General features: G+C 63.2%; 20 protein-coding genes and 2 riboswitches. Of the genes, 16 read left to right on the forward strand and 4 right to left on the reverse strand.

From position 1 onward, the window contains the following. Window positions 1–80: 80 nt before the first annotated feature. Window positions 81–2,372, forward strand: a complete 2,292-nt coding sequence (locus tag ACLEJR_RS00090; RefSeq protein WP_440811295.1) for a fatty acid cis/trans isomerase — start codon at window positions 81–83, stop codon at window positions 2,370–2,372. A gap of 113 nt (window positions 2,373–2,485) precedes the next feature. Further along, on the forward strand, window positions 2,486–3,070 hold the full coding sequence (gene nfuA / locus ACLEJR_RS00095; RefSeq protein WP_024781251.1) for a Fe-S biogenesis protein NfuA: 585 nt from the start codon (window positions 2,486–2,488) through the stop codon (window positions 3,068–3,070). Between the two features lie 246 nt (window positions 3,071–3,316). Here the strand turns inward: nfuA and cobM are convergent, their stop codons facing one another. From cobM to ACLEJR_RS00115, 4 genes are all read right to left on the reverse strand, one after another. Continuing rightward, the gene (gene cobM, locus ACLEJR_RS00100; protein WP_440811297.1) at window positions 3,317–4,063 is read right to left on the reverse strand and encodes a precorrin-4 C(11)-methyltransferase; all 747 of its coding nucleotides are present in this window, start codon (window positions 4,061–4,063) and stop codon (window positions 3,317–3,319) included. Window positions 4,064–4,141: 78 nt separating this feature from the next. Next, window positions 4,142–4,546, reverse strand: coding sequence for a cobalamin biosynthesis protein (locus ACLEJR_RS00105; protein ID WP_440798397.1), 405 nt, complete (start codon window positions 4,544–4,546; stop codon window positions 4,142–4,144). Beyond that, window positions 4,543–5,238: a CbtA family protein gene (locus ACLEJR_RS00110; protein ID WP_440798399.1), complete on the reverse strand. Its 696-nt coding sequence runs from the start codon at window positions 5,236–5,238 to the stop codon at window positions 4,543–4,545. The genes ACLEJR_RS00105 and ACLEJR_RS00110 overlap by 4 nt, the downstream gene beginning before the upstream one ends. A gap of 11 nt (window positions 5,239–5,249) precedes the next feature. Continuing rightward, the gene (locus tag ACLEJR_RS00115; RefSeq protein ID WP_440798401.1) at window positions 5,250–5,438 is read right to left on the reverse strand and encodes a CbtB domain-containing protein; all 189 of its coding nucleotides are present in this window, start codon (window positions 5,436–5,438) and stop codon (window positions 5,250–5,252) included. A gap of 100 nt (window positions 5,439–5,538) precedes the next feature. Beyond that, window positions 5,539–5,761: riboswitch (cobalamin riboswitch) on the reverse strand. Window positions 5,762–5,997: 236 nt separating this feature from the next. Next, window positions 5,998–6,228: riboswitch (cobalamin riboswitch) on the forward strand. A 98-nt stretch (window positions 6,229–6,326) separates the two neighbouring features. On the opposite strand from ACLEJR_RS00115, the gene cobW reads away from it, so the two are divergent. The 14 genes from cobW to ACLEJR_RS00185 all read left to right on the forward strand — a co-directional run bounded on the left by cobW (window position 6,327) and on the right by ACLEJR_RS00185 (window position 21,422). Next, window positions 6,327–7,391 carry a cobalamin biosynthesis protein CobW gene (gene cobW / locus ACLEJR_RS00120; protein WP_440792136.1) on the forward strand — a complete coding sequence of 355 codons (1,065 nt, stop codon included), beginning with the start codon at window positions 6,327–6,329 and terminating at the stop codon, window positions 7,389–7,391. A gap of 3 nt (window positions 7,392–7,394) precedes the next feature. Then, on the forward strand, window positions 7,395–11,168 hold the full coding sequence (gene cobN / locus ACLEJR_RS00125; RefSeq protein ID WP_440811299.1) for a cobaltochelatase subunit CobN: 3,774 nt from the start codon (window positions 7,395–7,397) through the stop codon (window positions 11,166–11,168). Between the two features lie 195 nt (window positions 11,169–11,363). After that, window positions 11,364–12,368, forward strand: coding sequence for an ATP-binding protein (locus ACLEJR_RS00130; protein WP_440811301.1), 1,005 nt, complete (start codon window positions 11,364–11,366; stop codon window positions 12,366–12,368). Window positions 12,369–12,469: 101 nt separating this feature from the next. Next, window positions 12,470–13,033 (forward strand): vWA domain-containing protein, encoded by a 564-nt coding sequence (locus ACLEJR_RS00135; RefSeq protein WP_440811304.1) that lies wholly within the window; start codon window positions 12,470–12,472, stop codon window positions 13,031–13,033. A gap of 211 nt (window positions 13,034–13,244) precedes the next feature. Beyond that, window positions 13,245–14,891, forward strand: a complete 1,647-nt coding sequence (locus ACLEJR_RS00140; protein ID WP_440811305.1) for a phospholipase D-like domain-containing protein — start codon at window positions 13,245–13,247, stop codon at window positions 14,889–14,891. Between the two features lie 66 nt (window positions 14,892–14,957). Continuing rightward, the gene (locus ACLEJR_RS00145) at window positions 14,958–15,206 is read left to right on the forward strand and encodes a type II toxin-antitoxin system Phd/YefM family antitoxin (protein ID WP_003182829.1); all 249 of its coding nucleotides are present in this window, start codon (window positions 14,958–14,960) and stop codon (window positions 15,204–15,206) included. Next, window positions 15,196–15,477: a type II toxin-antitoxin system RelE family toxin gene (locus tag ACLEJR_RS00150; protein ID WP_440811308.1), complete on the forward strand. Its 282-nt coding sequence runs from the start codon at window positions 15,196–15,198 to the stop codon at window positions 15,475–15,477. The genes ACLEJR_RS00145 and ACLEJR_RS00150 overlap by 11 nt, the downstream gene beginning before the upstream one ends. Before the next feature lie 266 nt (window positions 15,478–15,743). Then, a complete protein-coding gene (locus tag ACLEJR_RS00155; RefSeq protein ID WP_440811310.1) occupies window positions 15,744–16,592 on the forward strand; it encodes a transporter substrate-binding domain-containing protein in 849 nt (282 codons plus the stop codon). A 54-nt stretch (window positions 16,593–16,646) separates the two neighbouring features. Beyond that, a complete protein-coding gene (locus ACLEJR_RS00160; protein ID WP_018608019.1) occupies window positions 16,647–17,309 on the forward strand; it encodes an amino acid ABC transporter permease in 663 nt (220 codons plus the stop codon). A gap of 9 nt (window positions 17,310–17,318) precedes the next feature. After that, window positions 17,319–17,981 (forward strand): amino acid ABC transporter permease, encoded by a 663-nt coding sequence (locus tag ACLEJR_RS00165; RefSeq protein ID WP_440811311.1) that lies wholly within the window; start codon window positions 17,319–17,321, stop codon window positions 17,979–17,981. Continuing rightward, the gene (locus ACLEJR_RS00170; protein WP_440811313.1) at window positions 17,978–18,769 is read left to right on the forward strand and encodes an amino acid ABC transporter ATP-binding protein; all 792 of its coding nucleotides are present in this window, start codon (window positions 17,978–17,980) and stop codon (window positions 18,767–18,769) included. The genes ACLEJR_RS00165 and ACLEJR_RS00170 overlap by 4 nt, the downstream gene beginning before the upstream one ends. A gap of 25 nt (window positions 18,770–18,794) precedes the next feature. Then, a complete protein-coding gene (locus ACLEJR_RS00175; protein WP_440811315.1) occupies window positions 18,795–19,184 on the forward strand; it encodes a RidA family protein in 390 nt (129 codons plus the stop codon). Between the two features lie 214 nt (window positions 19,185–19,398). Further along, on the forward strand, window positions 19,399–20,163 hold the full coding sequence (locus ACLEJR_RS00180; RefSeq protein ID WP_440811318.1) for an IclR family transcriptional regulator: 765 nt from the start codon (window positions 19,399–19,401) through the stop codon (window positions 20,161–20,163). A gap of 41 nt (window positions 20,164–20,204) precedes the next feature. Next, the gene (locus ACLEJR_RS00185) at window positions 20,205–21,422 is read left to right on the forward strand and encodes an amino acid deaminase (protein ID WP_440811320.1); all 1,218 of its coding nucleotides are present in this window, start codon (window positions 20,205–20,207) and stop codon (window positions 21,420–21,422) included. Window positions 21,423–21,527: the final 105 nt, after the last annotated feature.

Raw genomic sequence — 21,527 nt, forward strand, 5'->3', positions numbered from 1 at the left:
CTTTTTCATGAATATCGCTCATGTTTGCAAGGCGATGCTGGCCCGGTAGAATCGCCACACTCTCTCCCAGGACCTAAGACATGCCGTACCGCGTCTTATTCGGCAGTCTGTTGCTGCTGTTGTCTTTCACCGCAGTAGCGAAGGATCCAGCCCCAGCGCTTTCCTACACACGCGACATCCAGCCGATCTTCACGGAAAAATGCGTGGCCTGTCATGCTTGCTACGACTCTGCCTGCCAGCTGAACCTGGGCAGCGGTGAAGGCGCGTCCCGTGGCGCTAGCAAGCTGTCGGTGTATGACGGCGAGCGCCGACAGGCTGCCGCTCCGACGCGCTTGTTCTATGACGCTTCCGGTAAGCGTGCCTGGCAGCAGAAGGGTTTCTACTCGGTACTCGACGCCCAGGGCAGCCAGGCGGCGTTGATGGCGCAGATGCTGGAGCTGGGGCACAGCGCGCCATTGCAGCCCAACGCCAAGTTGCCTGCGGACATCGTGCTGGGGCTCAACCGAGACAACAGTTGCCCGATGCCGGGGCAGTTCGCCGAATACGCCGCTGCCCATCCCAAGGAGGGCATGCCCCTGGCCGTGACCGGCCTGACCGACCAGCAATACCAGACGCTGCAGCGCTGGCTGGCGGCAGGTGCGCCTATCGATCAGCAGGCCCTGGCGCCGAGCGCCGCCGAAGCCTTGCAGGTGGTGCAATGGGAAAATCTGCTTAACGCGCCCGGAGCTCGGGAAAGCCTGGTGGCGCGCTGGCTGTACGAGCACTGGTTCCTGGCGCACATCTATTTCAAGGACGGCGAGCCTGGGCATTTCTTCCAGTGGGTGCGTTCGCGCACGCCTACCGGCCAGCCCATCGACCTGATCAATACGCGTCGTCCGAACGACGACCCGGGCACCCGCGTGTATTACCGGCTGTGGCCGGTGCAAGGGGTGATCGTACACAAGACGCATATCACCTATGGCTTGAGCGCGGCGAAGATGGCGCGGGTCAAGAGCCTGTTCTACAGCGGCAAATGGCAAGTCAGCGCCTTGCCGGGCTATGGCCCGGAGCGCCGGGCCAATCCGTTTTCGACCTTCGAAGCGATCCCGGCCCAGGCCCGTTATCAGTTCATGCTCGATAACGCCGAGTATTTCGTGCGCACCTTTATTCGCGGGCCGGTGTGCCGGGGCCAGATTGCCACCGACGTGATCCGCGACAACTTCTGGGCGCTGTTCCAGGCCCCGGAGCACGACCTGTATATCACCGACCCGAACTACCGCGGTCAGGCCACGCCGTTGCTGGCGATGCCGGGACAGAATGACGATGTCGGCAGCGTCTTGAGCCTGTGGGTCGCCTACCGGGACAAGCGCAACGAGTACGAAGCCCTGCGCCGTGACAATTACGCCGACCTGCCGGCACCGAGCTGGTCGACGTTGTGGGCCGGTAACGACAACGCATTGCTGAGCATCTTCCGGCATTTCGACAGCGCCTCGGTCACCAAGGGCCTGATTGGCGAAGTGCCGCAGACCCTGTGGCTGTTCGACTTTCCGTTGCTGGAGCGCACTTATTATCAACTGGCGGTGAATTTCGATGTCTTTGGCAATGTGTCCCACCAGGCCCAGACCCGGCTTTACTTCGACCTGATCCGCAACGGCGCGGAGCAGAACTTCCTGCGTCTGATGCCGGCCGACTCCCGGGAAGGCTACCTGAACGATTGGTACCAGGCGGGCGGGCAATTCAAGATGTGGCTCGATTACGAGGCCATCGACGATGACAAGCCCACCGCCCTGAAGCTTGACGAGCACGACCCGAAACGTGATTTTGCCCGGCAACTGCTGGTCCGCTATGGCGATTTGAACGCCCGCCCCGATCCGATCAATCGCTGCGACGGCGCTTATTGCTCGCGCCCGAACATCGACCCGGCCCTGCAAAACGCCGAACAGGCCCTCAGTCGCCTGGTGTCGCGTCCGGCGGCGGGGCTCAGCGTGATCAACCAGTTGCCGGAAGCGACGATGCTGCGTGTCGAAACCGCCGGTGGTCATCGAGAGATCTACAGCCTGATGCGCAACCGTGCCCACAGCAACGTAGCGTTCCTGCTGGGCGAGGAGATGCGCTACCAGCCGGGGCTGGACACCTTGACGGTTTATCCGGGCGTGCTCAGCAGCTATCCGAATTTCATCTTCAACCTCCCGGCCGCACAGGTGCCGGCGTTCGTTGACGCGATGGAGAGCGCCCAGGATGAGCAGGCTTTCGAGCGGATCGTCGAGCGCTGGGGCATTCGCCGCAGCCATCCGCAGTTCTGGGTCTACTTCCATGACTTGAGCCAGTACATCCGTGAGACCGAGCCCCTGGAGGCCGGTGTGCTGGACATGAATCGCTATCAGAATCTTTGATCAGAGGGCGGCGGCGCACCTTGCGCCGTTGTCTGCTTTCCTGACAAAAATACTAGGACTTTGTCCGGCGCGACGATTGGCGTAAACTGCCGGCAAGCCTGTGAGGAGTTTCCATGACCGCCATTACGATTACCGATGCCGCCCACGATTACCTGGCCGACCTGCTGTCCAAGCAGAACACTCCGGGGATCGGGATCCGCATCTTCATTACCCAGCCCGGTACCCAGTACGCTGAGACGTGCATTGCCTACTGCAAGCCCGGGGAAGAAAAACCCGAAGACACCGCGCTGGGGCTCAAGAGCTTCACCGCGTACATCGATTCGTTCAGCGAGGCATTCCTGGACGATGCGGTCGTCGACTACGCCACTGATCGCATGGGCGGCCAATTGACCATCAAGGCGCCGAACGCCAAGGTGCCGATGGTCAACGCCGACAGCCCGATCAACGAGCGCATCAATTATTACCTGCAAACCGAAATCAACCCGGGGCTTGCCAGCCACGGCGGGCAGGTTTCGCTGATCGATGTGGTGGAAGACGGCATCGCCGTGCTCCAGTTCGGCGGCGGCTGCCAGGGCTGCGGCCAGGCCGATGTGACCTTGAAGGAAGGTATCGAGCGCACCTTGCTTGAGCGCATCCCAGAACTCAAGGGTGTACGCGACGTGACCGACCACACCCAGAAAGAAAACGCTTACTACTGATAGCGGCATGCCGGCCTGCCGCTATCGCGAGCAGGCTCGCTCCCACAAGCAATACCGTTCACTTAAGGACTTCACCGACCCGTGGCGAGGGAGCTTGCTCCCGCTGGAGCGCGCAGCGGTCCCAAGCTTTTGGGGCTGCTACGCCCGAACGCGGACCGGCCCAGCGGGAGCAAGCTCCCTCGCCACGACAAGTAATAAACCTTAAGTGCGCTCCTACAAGGGATTTGTGCTGTTCCTGCTGGCGTATCAAGGCCTGTAGAGGTGCGCATGCCCCGCACGATACAGCGATGACTCGCTGAACACGTCATTACCCAGCACCCGTCCCACCAGAATCAACGCCGTGCGGCGAAAGCCCTTGGCCTGCACTCTTGCGGCGATGTCCGCCAATGTCCCCATCACCCAATCCTGGTCCGGCCAGGTCGCCCGATGGATCACGGCGATCGGGCAATCCGCGCCGTAGTGGGGCAGCAGCTCGTCGACGATTTTTTCCAGATGATTGACCCCCAGGTGGATCGCCAGGGTCGCGCCGTGACGTGCCAGGCTGCCCAGTTCTTCTCCAGCGGGCATCTGGGTCTTGTCCGCATAACGGGTGAGGATCACGCTCTGGGAAACGTCAGGCAAGGTCAGCTCGGTGCCCAGCAGGGCGGCGCAGGCTGAGGTCGCGGTGACGCCGGGAATGATCTCGAAAGGGATGTCCAGCTCTCGCAAACAACGAATCTGCTCACCGATGGCGCCATACAGGCTCGGGTCGCCGGAGTGCACCCGGGCCACGTCCTGGCCGTTGAGGTGGGCCGTTTGAACCAACTCGATGATCTGCTCAAGGTGCAGTTCGGCGCTGTTGATCACCTGTTCGGCGCTATGCCCCTCGAGTACGGCGGCCGGCACCAGGGAGCCCGCATAGATAATGACCGGACAACGGCGGATCAGCCGCTGGCCTTTGACCGTGATGAGTTCCGGGTCGCCGGGGCCGGCGCCGATGAAGTAAACGGTCATGACCGGCTCCATTGAAAAGTTGAATGGGCGTTGCCCAGATGAAGATCGCTCATGATCCCGAAGAAGGATTATCGGATTTTACGATACTTGCGCCAATGCCAACGTGCTGCCGGTCCCTCGCTGGCGAGAGACCCGTAGCGTTGCGGACGCCGTCCCCAGGCGGTCGGCCAGGGCCAGGGCCGCGCTTTCGGCGACGCCGTAGCAGCCGGTACGCTCGAAGGCGATTTCGGAACGATGCGTGAGCCGGTGCTGATAGTCGACCAGCTGTTCGGCGCTGAAGCAGACCAGCGGCAGTACCAGTTGCTCGGCCAGTGCCAGCAACCCCGGTTCGTCACGCTTGAGATCAATGCTTGCCAGGGCCTGGAGCTGATGCTGCTCGATACGGTGGGCCAGCAACGTCTGCTCGAGCAAGGCCCGCAGCGTGCTGGCCGGGCAGCCGCGCTGGCAGCCCAGGCCGACCACCAGGATCGGCCCGTTGCTCATGCGTCGTGATGGGCTTGATCGGCGCGGCGAAACAGCCAGGTGCTGATCAGGCCCAATGCCAGCCAGAACGCCACGTTGGTCAGTTGCGAGGCGATCATGAACTGGCTCTCCAGCGCCTCGGGCGCCAGCATCGAGTGGACTTCCGGCTGCGGTGCGCCGATGACGTGGGGCACCAGCAACGTCGCCAGCCCCAGCAGCTTGAGCAGCCAGTGTTTGCCGAAGGCGATCAGGGCGATGCCCACAGCGGTAGACGCCGCCGTGCCGATCCACCACATCTGCCGCTGGGCCAGATCCGCGGCGGCTGTACCGGGCAACTCCGGCGGCAGGCCTAGGGTCGGCGCCAGGACGAACGTCGCATAGCCGGCCAGGCCCCAAAGCACGCCATGGGACGTGCGAGTCGGCGCACGCAAGGTGTAGAGGCCCGCGAGCATCAGGGCGAAGCCCACTGCTACCACCAGATTGCCGCCGGTGGTGGAGAGCACGCGCTGCCAGCCGTCTTCCGGCTCCCAGGCCTCGGCATCATGGGTATGAGCGACGCCGTCGGCGTGTTGATGGACTTCGGCGGCCGGGGCCTTTTCGTAGGTTTCGGCCTGCAGAATCAATGGCGACACCCAGAAGCTTTGCAGGAGTGTCAACAGCAGTGCGGCCAGCAATCCGCTGAACCCGGCAGTCTGGGCGATTCGCTTGAACATGGCGTCAGGTCTCAGTGGCAGGGGAAGGCGGCGCTGTGGCGGGTATCGTGGGCTGCGTTATGCACGGCTTCGATATGGGAGAAGCCGGCGAAGTACACGAGGGCGGCGCCCATGATCGAGGCGAGGATGGCCGCGCTCAGGCGTTGGCTCAGGGTCGTGGTATTGCTGGCGGAGCGGGCGGTGCTGCTGATGGTCGACATGGCGCTTCCCTCTGTTTTTGTCCAGTGGATGGCGTGAGCGCGATGAAACCCCGGGCGACAGCCCGCCAAGGTTCGAACAGCGCCCGCCCACCGCGGGTTTGTTGAGTATGTGTCATGGGCCGGTCTCCGGGCTCGCGAGGGGCAGGGCCTGGGCCGTGCCTGCAAGCGTCACCTTCCCATATCATCGGACACAGTGGATCAGACGCTTCGCTCGCTTACCGTTGCGGGGGCAGCACCGGACTGACGTGGCCTTGAAGTAAAGCACACGATTCACCGGTTTCCCGTTTCACCCTGTGAAGGGCACCCGTAACTAGGTGCACAGGAGAGCATGGGTGGGGGCGGGGCGTCAATGTACAAGGGCAGACGAGCAGGCTTTTGTGGCGAGGGAGCTTGCTCCCGCTGGGCTGCGAAGCAGCCCCGACAAAAGCCAGGGCCGCTTCGCGCTGGAGCGCCAGCCCGGCCCAGCGGGAGCAAGCTCCCTCGTCACAACGATGTCCATCCATAACAATTTCCCGTGTCATGGAAAAGCAGCAGACATTGACCCGCCCCCACACCCTGCGTAGCCTTGCGCCTTCGAGGTTCTTCGACACGCGTCGAAGCTAAGAAGGGAACGCGGTCCAAGCCGCGGCTGCCCCCGCAACTGTGAACGGTGATGTTGCTGCAAGGCCACTGTAGATGCCTTTATCCAGGCACACGGGAAGGCGCAGCGAACGCCAGTGCCAGGCTTTGTTTGAAAAGCCGGGACCGGCCCACCGTCAGCCAGGAGACCTGCCTCGAGACAGATTCTCACTACAACCGGGCGGGGTGATCCGGTGGCGAAATCTTCCGCGCACGCCTGTGCCTGCGGTTGTCGTCCCGTTTGCCCGCCACCTTGCCAAAGGGCATCCGATGAAAACACTGGCCAAACTTCCCGTCACCATCGTCACCGGTTTCCTCGGCTCGGGTAAAACCACCTTGCTGCGACACATGCTCGATAACGCCCAGGGCCGGCGTATCGCGGTGATCGTCAACGAGTTCGGCGAGCTGGGCATCGACGGGGAGATCCTCAAGCAGTGCTCCATCGGTTGCAGCGAAGAAGAGGCCAACGGCCGCGTCTACGAGCTGGCCAACGGCTGCCTGTGCTGCACGGTGCAGGAAGAGTTCTTCCCGGTGATGCGCGAACTGGTGGCGCGGCGTGGCGATCTTGACCATATCCTCATCGAAACCTCCGGCCTGGCCCTGCCCAAGCCGCTGGTGCAGGCCTTCCAGTGGCCGGAAATTCGCAGCGCCTGCACCGTCGACGCGGTGATCACGGTGGTCGACAGCCCGGCCGTGGCCGCCGGCACCTTCGCTGCATTCCCCGATCAGGTCGATGCCCAGCGCAAGCTTGACCCGAACCTGGATCACGAATCCCCGCTGCACGAGCTGTTCGCCGATCAACTGGCCAGCGCCGACCTGGTGATCCTCAACAAGGCCGACCTCATCAGTCCCGAAGACCTGGCGAAAGTGCGCCTGGAAGTCGCCGAAGAGCTGCCACCGGCGGTCAAGGTCATCGAAGCCAGCAGCGGTCGCCTGCCGCTGGACGTGCTGATCGGCCTGGGCGCCGGCTCCGAAGAGCACATCGACAGCCGCCACAGCCATCACGATCATCACCATGACGGCGACGAGGACGATCACGATCATGACGCCTTCGACTCCATTTCCATCGAACTGCCCGAGGCCGACGAAAGCCTGCTGCTGGATGCGCTGACGCAACTGGTGGTCGAGCACAACGTGTTGCGGGTCAAGGGATTCGCGGCGATCCCGAACAAGCCGATGCGTCTGCTGATTCAGGGGGTTGGCACGCGTTTCGACAAGCATTTCGACCGCCAGTGGGGCGCCGGGGAAGCGCGGGTCACCCGTCTGGTGTTGATCGGCCAGACGCTTGACGCGACGCAGCTTGAAGCGCAGTTGCGCGCCGCCCTCAGCGCCTAAGCCATGCACCTGCTCAGGACCCAGCCCGGCGGCTTCGTATCGGACGACAACATTGCCGACCTGGGGCAAACCCCCGCCGAGCTGGTGATCCTGTGCAGCGGCGATTCCAGCCTGGCGCTGCTGGCTGAAGCGGCGCGTCAGTTGCCGGACGATTACCCGCCGTTTCGCCTCGCCAACCCGATGCAGGTACAGAACCATGCGTCGGTGGACCTGTATGTCGAAGACGTGCTGCGTCACGCCAAGGTTATCCTGCTGTCGCTGCACGGCGGCATCGGCTATTGGCGCTACGGCATCGAGCGCCTGATGGAACTGGCCGGACGCGGTGTGAAGTTGATCCTGGTGCCGGGGGATGATCGACCGGATCCGGAACTCAGCGACCTGAGCAACGTGCCCGTCGAGGACCGCGACCGGCTCTGGCAGTTTCTGCGCCAGGGTGGGCTGGGCAATGCCCTGGATCTGTTCCACAACCTCGCCAGCCAATGGTTCGGCCGCGATTATCCGTGGGGCGAACCCCAGGCCTTGCCGCGCACGGCGATCTACCATCCAGGGAAAACCGCCGCGACCCTCGCGGACTGGCGGGCCGACTGGCACGCCGGGCAACCGGTGGCGGCGCTGCTGTTTTATCGCTCCCACCTGCAAGCGGCCAACACCGCGTTCATCGACGTATTCTGTCAGCGCCTGCAAGCGGCGGGGCTCAATCCGCTGCCGATTGCCGTGGCGAGTCTCAAGGAGCCCGGTTGCCTGGCATCGGTCGAAGACTGGCTGGATCAAGTCGAAGCCGCGGTGATCCTCAACACCACCGGATTTGCCCAATCCAGTCCCGAGGCCCCACACCTGCGGCCGTTTCGTCGCGACATCCCGGTGATCCAGGCGATCTGCGCCCAGGACAACGAACCGGGCTGGCGCGCCAGCGAGCAAGGACTCGGCCCGAGGGATCTGGCAATGCACATTGCCTTGCCCGAGCTGGATGGACGGATCATCAGCCGTCCCATCAGCTTCAAGGACCTGGCCTGGCGCAGTGAGCGCAGCCAGAGCGACGTGGTCTGCTACCGTGCGGTGCCTGAGCGCATGGATTTTGTTGCCGAACTGGCCCGGCGCTGGACCCGCCTGGCACGCTTACCCAATGCAGAAAAGCGCGTGGCGCTGATCCTCGCCAATTACCCGACCCGGGACGGGCGCATCGGCAACGGCGTCGGCCTGGACACCCCGGCGGCGGCGTTGAACATCCTGCGGGCGTTGCAGGCCGAAGGCTATCCGCTACCGGCGCAACTCCCTGCCAGCGGCACGGCGTTGATCCAACAACTGCTCGGCGGCGTCAGCAATGACCTGGACAGTCTCGACCTGCGACCCTGCCATCAGAGCCTGGCGCTGGACGCCTACCAGACAATGTTCGACGCGCTGCCCGAGGCCAATCGCCAGGCGGTGCTGGAACGCTGGGGCCCGCCCGACCACGACCCGATGTTCCGCGACGGGCGCCTGATGATCGCCGGCCTGCGCCTGGGCCTGACCTTCGTTGGCATCCAGCCGGCCCGGGGCTATCAGGTCGATCCGAGTGCGGTTTACCACGATCCGGACCTGGTCCCGCCCCATGGTTACCTGGCGTTCTATTTCTGGCTGCGCCACACCTACGGTGCCCACGGGGTGATCCACGTCGGCAAGCACGGCAACCTCGAATGGTTGCCGGGCAAAGGCGTCGGGTTGTCCGAGCATTGCTGGCCGGACGCGTTGCTGGGACCGCTGCCGAACATCTATCCGTTCATCGTCAACGATCCGGGCGAGGGCGCCCAGGCCAAGCGGCGCACCCAGGCGGTGATCATCGACCACCTGATGCCGCCGCTGACCCGAGCCGAGACGTACGGGCCGCTGCGCAATCTGGAGCTGTTGGCCGACGAATACTACGAGGCGCAACTGCTCGACCCACGCCGCGCCCGGGAATTGCAGCGGGACATCCTCAACCTGGTGCGCGAGACCCACATCGACCGCGAGCTGCAACTGGATGCCAGCCTCGATAGCGATGCGGACGCAGCGATCTGGTTGCCGCGCCTGGACACCTACCTGTGCGACTTGAAAGAGTCGCAGATCCGCGACGGCCTGCACATTTTCGGCGAGTCGCCCAGCGGACGCCTGCGCATCGACACCCTGCTGGCGTTGCTGCGCATCCCCCGTGGCGATGGCAAGGGCGCGCAGTCGAGCCTGCTGCGGGCGCTGGCGAAGGCGTTCGAGCTGGGTTTCGATCCGCTGGATTGTGCCTTGGCCGAGCCGTGGACTGGCGTCCGTCCCCCGGCGTTGGTCGAGGTCAGCGCGGAGCCCTGGCGCACCGTCGGCGATACCCGCGAACGCCTGGAATTGTTCGCCGGGCAGTTGATCGAGCAGGCCCTGGCGGGGGAGGTCGAGCGACTGCACGCACCCGGCTGGGAGACGGTGGGGAGCATCGTCGAGCATCTGCGCTCGGTCGTGGCGCCGCGCCTGGACGCCTGCGGTCCGGCGGAGATCAGCGGCCTGCTCGATGCGCTGAACGGGCGTTTTGTGCCTGCTGGCCCCAGCGGCGCACCGAGCCGTGGGCGTCTGGATGTGTTGCCCACCGGGCGCAATTTTTTCTCGGTCGATGTGCGTAACCTGCCCACCACTACGGCGTGGCGCATCGGGTTTCAATCGGCGAACCTGATTCTCGAGCGGCACTTGCAGGACCACGGCGACCACCTGCGCCAGCTCGGCCTCTCGGTATGGGGCACTGCCACCATGCGCACCGGCGGCGACGACATTGCCCAGGCCATGGCGCTGATGGGCGTGCGTCCGGTGTGGGCCACGGGAAGCCAACGGGTCGACGACTTCGAGATCCTGCCGTTGAGCCTCTTGGACCGGCCTCGGGTCGATGTCACGTTGCGGGTCTCCGGATTTTTCCGCGACGCCTTCGCCAATTTGATCCGCCTGTTCGATGCGGCGGTTCAGGCGGTTGCCGGGCTCGATGAGCCGGCGGACATGAACCCGCTGGCAGCCAAGGTGCGCAGCGAGCGCGATGCGTTGTTGGCGTCTGGCCTTGAACCTGCGGTCGCTGCGCGTCAGGCCGGTTGGCGGATCTTCGGCGCCAAGCCCGGGGCCTATGGCGCGGGCGTGCAGGGCGCCGTTGACGGTCGGTTGTGGCAGAGCCGTGAGGACCTGGCCGAGGTCTACTTGAATTGGGGCGGTTACGCCTACGGCGGCAGCGATGAAGGCACTGCGGCCCGCGATCCGTTCTCCCGGCGTCTGAGTCAGGTGCAGGCGGTGCTGCAGAACCAGGACAATCGCGAGCACGACCTGCTCGATTCCAACGATTACTACCAGTTCCAGGGTGGCATGCTGGCGGCAGTGGAGACCCTGAGCGGTGCCGCAGCGGCCAGTTACCATGGCGATCACAGTCAGCCGGATTTGCCCAAGGTCCGCACCCTTAAGGAAGAACTCAACCGGGTCATCCGCTCCCGTGCGGCCAATCCGAAGTGGATCGAGGGGGTCAAGCGCCACGGCTATAAAGGTGCATTCGAACTGGCGGCCACCGTGGACAACCTGTTTGCGTTCGACGCCACCACGCAGTTGATCGATGATCACCAGTACGCCTTGTTGGCCGATGCCTACCTGCTGGATCCCGACACCCGGGAGTTCGTCCGCCAGCACAACCCCGATGCCTTGCGCGACATGACCGAGCGCATGCTCGAAGCGCAGCAGCGGGGGATGTGGCAGGCGCCGGGGGAGTATCGCAAGGCGCTGGAGAATCTGTTGTTGGATATCGAGGAAGACAGCTAGTGGCAGCGACAGACGCACCCCTGTGGCGAGGGAGCTTGCTCCCGCTGGGCTGCGAAGCAGACCCATGATTTCAGCCATCGCGTAGCAACGGGCGCTGGCGCGCCCAGCGGGAGCAAGCTCCCTCGCCACGACGGCCCCTTCACCCTAGTAAGCTACTGCCTACAGGAACCACCGATCACCCATGAGACATCACCCATGACCCACACCCCACATTTCCCGCTCTGCGCCGTGGTCGGCGCCGATGACCTGAAACTGGCGCTGTGCCTGGCTGCGATCGATCCGAAAATCGGCGGCGTGTTGATCGAAGGCCCACGGGGCATGGCAAAGTCGACGCTGGCTCGCGGCCTGGCGGATCTGCTCGCCAGCGGTCAATTCGTCACCCTGCCCTTGGGCGCCACCGAGGAGCGGCTGGTGGGCACGCTGGATCTCGACGCGGCGCTGGGGGAAGGGCGTGCGCAGTTTTCTCCCGGCGTGTTGGCGAAGGCCGACGGTGGCGTGTTGTACGTCGATGAAGTGAACCTGCTACCCGATCATTTGGTGGACCTGCTGTTGGATGTGGCCGCCAGCGGCACCAACCTGATCGAGCGCGACGGCATTTCCCACCGACATCCGGCGCGCTTTGTGCTGATTGGCACCATGAACCCGGAAGAGGGCGAGCTGCGTCCGCAACTGCTCGACCGGTTCGGCCTGAACGTGGCCCTGAGCGGCCATGCCGCGCCTGCCGAGCGGGGGCAAATCATCCGCCGGCGGCTGGATTTCGACAGCGATCCGCTGGCGTTCTGCGCGCAGTGGGCAGCGGCTCAAGAGCAATTGCGCGAACGTTGCCGGCAGGCCCGGGAGCAACTGGCCGCGATCCCCCTGGATGATCAGGCCCTGGAGCAGATCACCGAGCGCTGCTTTGCCGCCGGGGTCGATGGCCTGCGCGCCGACCTGGTCTGGCTGCGTGCGGCGCGGGCTCATGCCGCATGGCGCGGGGCCGAGGCCATCGAGGCTGAAGACATTGACGCAGTGGCGGAGTTTGCCTTGCGTCATCGCCGACGCGGGCATTCGGCGACCGCGCCGGCGACGTCCCAGGCACCGCCGACGGCTGACAGCGCCTCGCAGCCACAGGAAGGCCGGGGCCAGTGGGGCGACTTGCCGGCCCGGGCGTTACCGACCGGCGACCGGCGTGACGTGCCGAGCTGGCCAAAAAAGCCCTAGGCATTCGTCCCCGCTCGGCTGCGGGGGCGGATGCCAGACCCCGGGCAGGCCGGCTGGACCAGGGGCGCCAGGGCCGCAGCAAAGCCGCCGCCAGTGGTGCGGTGAACTGGCCGGGAACCTTGCTCAAGGGCCGTCCACGGTTCCGGGAGGATTTGCTGTTTCAGGCTCGGCATCGCTCGCCCCATGAGCTGTGGCTGGTGATCGTCGATGCGTCGGCATCGACCCGGCGCCATCACGCGCTGAGCGACGGCAAAGGTCTGTTGGCGCAACTGTTCGACGACGCTTACCGAAAGCGCGCCCGCTTGGCACTGCTGACGGCCAGCGGTAGTGCGCCGAACTGGCAGGTCCAGGGCCTCAAGGCCTGCGCCGGGCTTCGGGACTGGCTCGACAGCCTCGGCGCCGGTGGCGGTACGCCGTTGCTGGCGGCGCTGAACGAGGCCGGACGCTGGCTGGCGGCCCGGCGCAAGCGCTATCCGGCGGAGCAGCAACGGGTGCTGGTGATGACTGACGGACGGGTGAAGGACGGTCTCTCGCCGCCGTTGCTGGATTGCCCATGCCTGCTGATCGACATTGAGCGCGGCCCGATCCGTCTGGGTCGGGCCCGGCAGTTGGCGCAGGGATTGGGGGCCGAGTATCGGCATCTGGATGAGGGGTTGCCTGGCTAAGGCATCTGTGGGCTGAAGGGCCTCATCGTCGGATCGCCGCCCGGAGCAAGCTCTCTCCCATGAGGATCTGTGGGGTGAATCAGTTATGTATACACAACACATCCTATGTGGGAGCGAGCTTGCTCGCGATAGCATCACCTCGGTACTTGGTTCTGCCTACCCAAATCGAATCGCTGAACTATCCTCAGCCAGCCCTCACAAGGAGTGAACCATGCGCACCCTCGTCACCAACCCCCAGGACGATTTCCGGGTCAAGGCCTACGCCGGCACCAACGGCGTGCTGCTTGCCATGGACCTGGCTGAAAACCGGCGCAAGGGCTTGCTGGGCTTTGCCATCGAGAAACAACAGGGCGACAAGCCGTGGTTGTTCCTGTTCAACAGCCTGACCTTTCCCGGCAAGGCTCACACCTTTCCCCAGTTCCACGCCACCCCCAGCGACAAGGCACCCCTGCAGAAATTTCGCTGGGCTGACTACGCCGTCAATTCGGGCGTGACGATGCACTACCGCGTGCATCTGGCTTATGGCAGTCCCGATGCACCGCAACTGGGCGAATTCCTTGAAGTCACGGTCACCAGCGACGACGGCCAGCCGGCCAACCAACAAGTGATCTTCAACCGCGCCGTGGCCGCGAGCCAGGCTTTCCAGCGCAAATTCCCCGAGCTGGATGCGCTGATCAGTGCCAACCGCAACCTGTCCATCGAGGACTGGCCCGATGCGCCGCGCCGTTGGCTGGAAAATGGCCTGCTGGGGCGCTTGATCGGTTTTATCGACCGGGCGCTGGATGCCGCTTGGGCCCTGGACGTCGCGATCTATGAGTACGAGCTGCCGGTGATTGTCGACGCGGTCAACGCGGCCCATGCTCGCGGCGCCCGAGTGCGGGTGCTCTATCACGCCGAGCCGGGCGACGACACCACGCTGCGCAATGAGGCCAGCCTCGAAAAGCTTCCATCGGCCAACAAGCGGGGCCGGGTGACCCAGAGCATTTTCCACGACAAGTTCATTGTCCTGAGCAAGGTCGACGGCAATGGCGCGTTACAACCCGAAGCCGTGCTGTGCGGCAGCACCAACTTCACCGCCAACGGCGTCTACCGTCAGGCCAACGTGGTCCATGTACTGGACGATGCACGGGTCAGCGACAGTTATCGCCAGGTATTCGAACAGATCTGGGCCGCGCCGCAGGACGTCGATGCCACTCGCCAATGGTTGACCCTGAACAACCCCATGGCGCCGGAGCAGCCATTGTTCGCCGGCTTCTCGCCACGTACGGGGCAGGGGGACCTGGACCGTTTCGTCGACATCATCCATGCCGCCCGCAAGGACTTGTTGTTCGTCACCGCGTTCGTGTTGCCGGACCGGATCCTCGACGCCTTGCTCGGCCAGCCCAATGACGATGTGCTGCGCTACGGCCTGCAAAACACTGCCAGCCGCATCACCGGGTTCCACGCCGACCGCACCGCCGAGTTCGCTGCCACCGCGTTGCTCAACACCGGTCTGGAAGGCTGGCTGCGGGAAAACATGAAAGGCCAGAAAGGCAACCTGCTGGTGCACACCAAGGCCATCGTCACCGACTTCACCAGCGACACGCCGACCATCATCAGCGGCAGCCACAACCTGAGCGCCGCGGCCAGTGGCAGTAATGACGAGAACTACCTGATCATCCAGGGCGACACCGACCTGGCCGACCGCTACGGGTTGGAACTGTTGCGCTTCTACGAGCATTACCGGTTTCGCTACTTCGCCAGGAAACTCGCGCTCAAGCAGGTCAATCCGCTGGCGGTGGATGACAGTTGGAGCGATGACTATTACCGGGATGGGGATCTGAGGATGTTGTCTCGGGTGAGGTTTTGCGGGCGCTGAGCAGTAGCGGGGGATGGTTCAGGATGCTATTTTTAGCACCATTAAAAGTACTCGAGGGTCATCCCCATGACGCATATCGTCCTTTCTCAAGTAGTCGCCAGCATTTCCGAACTTAAGAAGAATCCGATGGGTACCGTTGCCGCTGGCGGAGGATTATCGGTAGCGATCCTCAACCGTAACGAGCCAGCTTTTTATTGCGTCCCTGCCAAGGAGTACGAGGCCATGATGGACCGACTTGAGGACATGGAGCTGGTCGCTCTTTGTCGCGAGCGGGAAAACGATCCGACGATCAAGGTTTCTCTTGATGACCTATGAGCTGGAGTTTTCCGATAAAGCCTGGAAGGAATGGCAAAAGCTGGGAGCAACGCTGAGAGCCCAGTTCAAGAAAAAGCTTGAGGAGCGGCTGGCGAATCCTCATGTCCAGGCTGACCGTCTCAGTGGGATGGGAAACGCTTATAAGATCAAGCTGCGCAACGCAGGTTATCGATTGGTTTATCGTGTGTTGGATGATGTATTGGTTGTGACCGTGATTGCGGTGGGTAAACGCGAACGCGGCCAGGTTTATGATGAAGCAGCCAAGCGCTAAGTGTGGAAGCGAGCCTGCTCCCACAGGCGCACACCATAGCTCCGATTTGGGGCTTTGCTACCCGCCTACCCGTTGCCAACGGTAGCAGCCGGGGTGCAACCTGAGCAGGCCACCAGTACCTCGCTTTTCCCATCCTCCTGATTTTCCTCAATTTCCTTTTTTCCTCCCCAAACACCTCGCCCCTGTGGCACACTTTCTGCTGTCTATTCCGTTGTTACATACCACGTTCCGGTATAGCGGAATAAACCCATCCTGGAGTGCTTGCCATGCAATGCCGACCTTCCTTGTTCAAAGCGTGTGTTTTTCTCTTCGCGGCCACGACGGCTGCCATGGGTGTCGCTCAGGCGGCCGACAGCAAGCTGGACAGCGTGCTGCAACGAGGGAAATTGATAGTGGGCACGGGCAGTACCAACGCGCCGTGGCACTTCCAGGGAGCGGATGGCAAGTTGCAGGGCTTTGATATCGACATTGCGCGAATGGTCGCCAAAGGGTTGTTCAACGACCCGGAGAAAGTCGAGTTCGTGGTGCAGTCTTCCGATGCGCGCATTCCCAACCTGCTGACCGACAAGGTCGACATGAGCTGCCAGTTCATCACCGTCACCGCCAGCCGTGCCCAGCAGGTGGCGTTCACCTTGCCGTATTACCGTGAAGGGGTTGGCCTGTTACTGCCGAACAACAGCAAGTACAAGGAAATCGAAGACCTGAAGGCGGGCGGTGATGGCGTCACCGTAGCGGTCTTGCAGAACGTGTACGCCGAAGAACTGGTGCACCAGGCGCTGCCCAAGGCCAAGGTCGACCAGTACGACAGCGTCGACTTGATGTACCAGGCAGTGAACTCCGGTCGCGCCGATGCCGCCGCCACCGACCAGTCTTCGGTCAAATACCTGATGGTGCAGAACCCTGGCCGCTATCGCAGCCCGGCCTACGCCTGGAGCCCGCAGACCTACGCCTGCGCGGTCAAGCGCGGCGACCAGGACTGGCTGAACTTCGTAAACACCACTTTGCATGAAGCCATGACCGGCGTGGAGTTCCCCACCTACGCCGCGTCGTTCAAGCAATGGTTCGGTGTCGAGCTGCCATCGCCGGCCATCGGTTTCCCTGTCGAATTCAAATGACCCCGTGAGCCCGGAGCGTCGTTTCAGGGCGCTCCGGCGCAGGTACTGCGAACCATGAATTATCAGTTGAATTTTGCCGCTGTCTGGCGCGATTTCGACACGCTGCTGGCGGGGCTCGGCCTGGGGTTGTCCCTGGCGCTGGTGTCGATCGCCATCGGTTGCGTGATCGGCCTGGCGATGGCCTTCGCGCTGCTCAGCAAGCATCGCGTCTTGCGGGTGCTGGCGTCGGTGTACGTCACGGTGATCCGCAATACGCCGATCCTGGTGTTGATCCTGCTGATCTATTTCGCCTTGCCCAGCCTGGGCATCCGCCTGGACAAGCTGCCGTCGTTCGTTATCACTCTGTCGCTGTACGCCGGAGCCTACCTGACCGAAGTGTTCCGGGGCGGGTTGCTGAGCATCCACAAGGGGCAGCGCGAAGCGGGACTCGCCATCGGACTGGGCGAGTGGCAGGTCAAGGCCTACGTCACCGTGCCGGTGATGCTGCGCAACGTGCTGCCGGCGCTGTCGAACAACTTCATTTCGCTGTTCAAGGACACCTCCCTGGCGGCCGCGATTGCCGTGCCGGAGCTGACCTACTACGCCCGCAAGATCAACGTGGAAAGCTACCGGGTGATCGAAACCTGGCTGGTGACCACGGCCCTGTATGTCGCGGCCTGTTACCTCATTGCCATGGTGTTGCGGTATTTCGAGCAACGCCTGGCGATCCGCCGTTAGGAGCGTTCCATGTACGAATCCCCCAGTTGGTTGCATGAGTTGTGGGTCGCCCGGGACACCCTGTGGGCGGGCTTCCTGACCAGCGTGCAGTGCTCGCTGCTGGCGATTTTGCTCGGCACCCTGATCGGCCTTTTTGCCGGGTTGGTGCTGACCTACGGTCGGACCTGGATGCGCGCGCTGTTTCGCTTTTACGTCGACCTGATTCGCGGCACACCGGTGTTCGTGCTGGTGCTGGCCTGTTTCTACATGGCGCCGGCCCTGGGCTGGCAGATCAGTGCGTTCCAGGCCGGGGTACTGGGTCTGACGCTGTTTTGCGGCTCGCACGTGGCCGAGATCGTGCGCGGTGCCTTGCAGGCGCTGCCGCGTGGCCAGATGGAAGCGAGCCAGGCCATCGGCCTGACGTTTTTCCAGGCGTTGGGTTATGTGCTGTTGCCCCAGGCGTTGCGGCAGATCCTGCCGACCTGGGTCAATTCCTCCACTGAGATTGTCAAGGCGTCGACTCTGCTGTCGGTGATCGGCGTCGCCGAACTGCTGCTCAGCACTCAACAGATCATCGCCCGGACCTTCATGACCCTGGAGTTCTACCTGTTCGCCGGGTTTCTCTTTTTCATCATCAATTACGCCATCGAGTTGCTCGGGCGGCACATTGAAAAGCGGGTGGCCTTGCCATGAGTGAAGTTTCCAATCTTTCGAACGCGCAACCGCTGCTGGATATTCGCGGCCTGCGCAAACAATACGGCCCGCTGGAGGTGCTCAAGGGCGTAGACCTGAGCATGCAACGCGGCAACGTGGTCACCCTGATCGGCTCCAGTGGCTCGGGCAAGACCACGCTGCTGCGCTGCGTGAACATGCTGGAAGAATTCCAGGGCGGCCAGATCGTGCTCGATGGTGAATCCATCGGCTATGAGGAAGTCGGCGGTAAGCGTGTTCGCCATCCTGAAAAAGTCATCGCGCGGCACCGGGCCATGACCGGCATGGCCTTCCAGCAATTCAATCTGTTTCCTCATCTGACCGCGTTGCAGAACGTGACCCTGGGCTTGCTCAAGGTGAAGAAAATGCTCAAAGACGAAGCAGTGGTCGTGGCCGAGAAATGGCTGGATCGGGTCGGGTTGCTGGAACGCCGCGATCATTTTCCCGGTCAGTTGTCCGGCGGCCAGCAGCAGCGCGTGGCGATTGCCCGCGCCATTGCGATGAACCCCAGCCTGATGCTGTTCGACGAAGTCACCTCGGCCCTGGACCCGGAACTGGTCGGCGAGGTGCTCAACGTGATCAAGGGCCTGGCCGAGGATGGCATGACCATGCTCCTGGTCACTCACGAGATGCGCTTTGCCTTCGAAGTGTCGGACAAGATCGTGTTCATGAACCAGGGCCGCATCGAAGAGCAGGGCCCGCCAAAAGAACTGTTCGAACGCCCGCAGTCCCCGCGTCTGGCGGAATTTCTCAAGAACACTCGTTTTTAATCCCATTCAACAAGGAGATACACCCATGAGTATTACGCGCTATGGCACCGGCAGCACCGCAGGCGGCGGTCAGCCACGCCCATTCGCTCGCGCGGTGGAAGCCGATGGTTGGCTGCACGTGTCTGGCCAGGTGCCGGCGGTGAACGGCGAGATCATTGTCGGCGGGATCGTCGAACAGACGCACCAGACCATGAAGAACCTGATCGCCATTCTTGAGGAAGCCGGTTATGGCCTGGAGGATGTGGTGCGCTGCGGCGTGTGGCTGGACGACCCGCGGGATTTCTGGAGCTTCAACAAGGTGTTCGGCGAATACTTCAGCCCCGAACACGCCCCGGCCCGCGCTTGTGTGCAGGCGAGCATGATGGTCGATTGCAAGGTCGAGATCGATTGCATTGCCTACAAGAAAAAGACCTGAACCCAGTGACAACACTGTTACTCAAGGCTTGTTTGATTCATCGTGGCGAGGGAGCTTGCTGTGGCGAGGGAGCTTGCTCCCGCTGGGTGGCGTAGCCGCCCCAAAAAGCTCAGGGCCGCTGCGCGCTGGAGCGCCAGCCCGGCCCAGCGGGAGCAAGCTCCCTCGCCACAGTGAAGACATGCAATCTACGAGTGACTGATCGGGAACCCAAGACATGACCGAAGACACCATCAAACGCCGGGCCCGGGGACTGGATCGGGCGTTCGATATCCTCGATTTCCTCAAGGAAATCGGCCAGCCGTTGCGCCCGAACGATATTGCCAGTGGCATCGGCAGCCCCAAGTCCACGGTCTATGAACTGGTGGCCTCGCTGCTGGAACGGCGCATCCTGGAGCCCGTTGGCAAGGACGGCCATGTCTACCTGGGACGTCAATTGTATTTCCTCGGGCAGGCGCACCTGCGGCATTTCGACTTGAGCCGCGAGGCCGACCATGCGTTGCAGGAGATCGTCAGCCAGACCCGCGAGACCGCCCAGATGTGCCTGCTCAACGGGCGCAAATACACCGTCGCGCTGATGAAGGAGGGCGAGCGGCATTTCCGCATTTCTTCGGACGTCGGTGAAAACGCGCCCATCCCCTGGACGGCCTCCGGTCGCCTGCTGCTGGCGCATTTGAGCGACCAGCAGATCGTCGACTTGATCGACCCTGACGACTTCATCCTGCCGGACGGCGAACGCCTGCCCCTTGAGCAATTCCTCAAGGAAATCCGCCAGGCCGGACTCGATGGATTCTTCTCGTTCGACAGCGTGGCCGACACCTTCACCCATTGCTTCGCCGCGCCGGTCAAAGACCCTAGTGGCGTCGCCATCGCGACCCTGTGCATCGTCGCCCCCCGGGCCGACGCCAAAAACAACTACGCCGACTACCGCCGGGTGCTGATCGAAAGCGCCAACAACCTGGCCCGGCGCATCAATGATTAGATAACCACGGCTGTTCACGGCCGTGCGTGAGGAGTTCGACCATGTCTTCTGCCATTCATAACGCCAACGTGGAGAAGGGCGCGGCCAGCGTCGGTGCGCATCTGCTGCGCGATGTCAGCCTGCCGGCGTTGGTCCTACACCGTGAGGCGCTGGAGCACAACATTCGCTGGATGCAAAAATTCGTCAACGACAGCGGCGCCGAACTGGCCCCCCACGGCAAGACCAGCATGACCCCGGCGTTGTTTCGCCGCCAGCTCGAGGCCGGCGCCTGGGGCCTGACCCTGGCCACTGCGGTGCAGACCCGTGCCGCGTACGCCCATGGCGTGCGCCGGGTGCTGATGGCCAACCAACTGGTCGGCGGGCCGAACATGGCCCTGGTCGCCGATCTGCTGGGCGATCCGACGTTCGAATTCCATTGCATGGTCGATCACCCGGACAACGTGGCCGACCTGGGGGCGTTCTTTGCCGCTCGCGGTCTGAAGCTCAATGTGATGATCGAGTACGGTGTGGTGGGTGGCCGCTGTGGTTGCCGGACCGAGGCCGAGGTGCTGGCCCTGGCCGAGGCGATTGGCGCACAGCCGGCGCTGGCGCTGACCGGTATCGAAGGCTATGAAGGGGTGATCCACGGTGACCACGCCATCAGCGGCATCCGTGGGTTCGCCGCGTCCCTGGTACGCCTGGCGGTGCAATTGCAGGACAGCGGCGCGTTTGCCATCGACAAGCCGATCATCACCGCCTCGGGTTCGGCCTGGTACGACCTGATCGCCGAATCCTTCGAGACCCAGAACGCCCAGGGACGTTTTCTCAGTGTGCTGCGCCCCGGCAGTTACGTGGCACACGACCATGGCATTTACAAAGAAGCCCAATGCTGTGTGCTGGAGCGCCGCAGCGACCTGCACGAAGGTTTGCGCCCGGCCCTGGAGGTCTGGGCCCATGTGCAATCGCTGCCGGAGCCGGGCTTCGCGGTGATTGCCCTGGGCAAGCGCGACGTGGCCTACGACGCCGGGCTGCCGGTGCCGCTCAGGCGCTACAAGGCCGGTGCCGATGCGGTGCCGGGGGATGACGTGAGCGGCTGCAAGGTGACGGCGGTGATGGACCAGCATGCATTCATGACCGTGGCGCCGGGGGTTGAGCTGCGGGTGGGCGATGTGATTGCGTTTGGTACTTCTCATCCGTGCCTGACCTTTGACAAGTGGCGGGTGGGCTGCCTGGTGGATGAGGGGTTGCGGGTGGTTGAGAGTATGGAGACTTGTTTCTAGGGCTTGAGACCGTGTTGCGGCTATCGCGGGCAGGCTCGCTCCCACAGGGCTCGTGGTGATTACAGAGAATGTGTTCACACAGTCCAGAGTGGGAGCGAGCCTGCT

This window comes from Pseudomonas sp. SMN5 (genome assembly GCF_052041925.1).
Lineage (GTDB): Bacteria > Pseudomonadota > Gammaproteobacteria > Pseudomonadales > Pseudomonadaceae > Aquipseudomonas.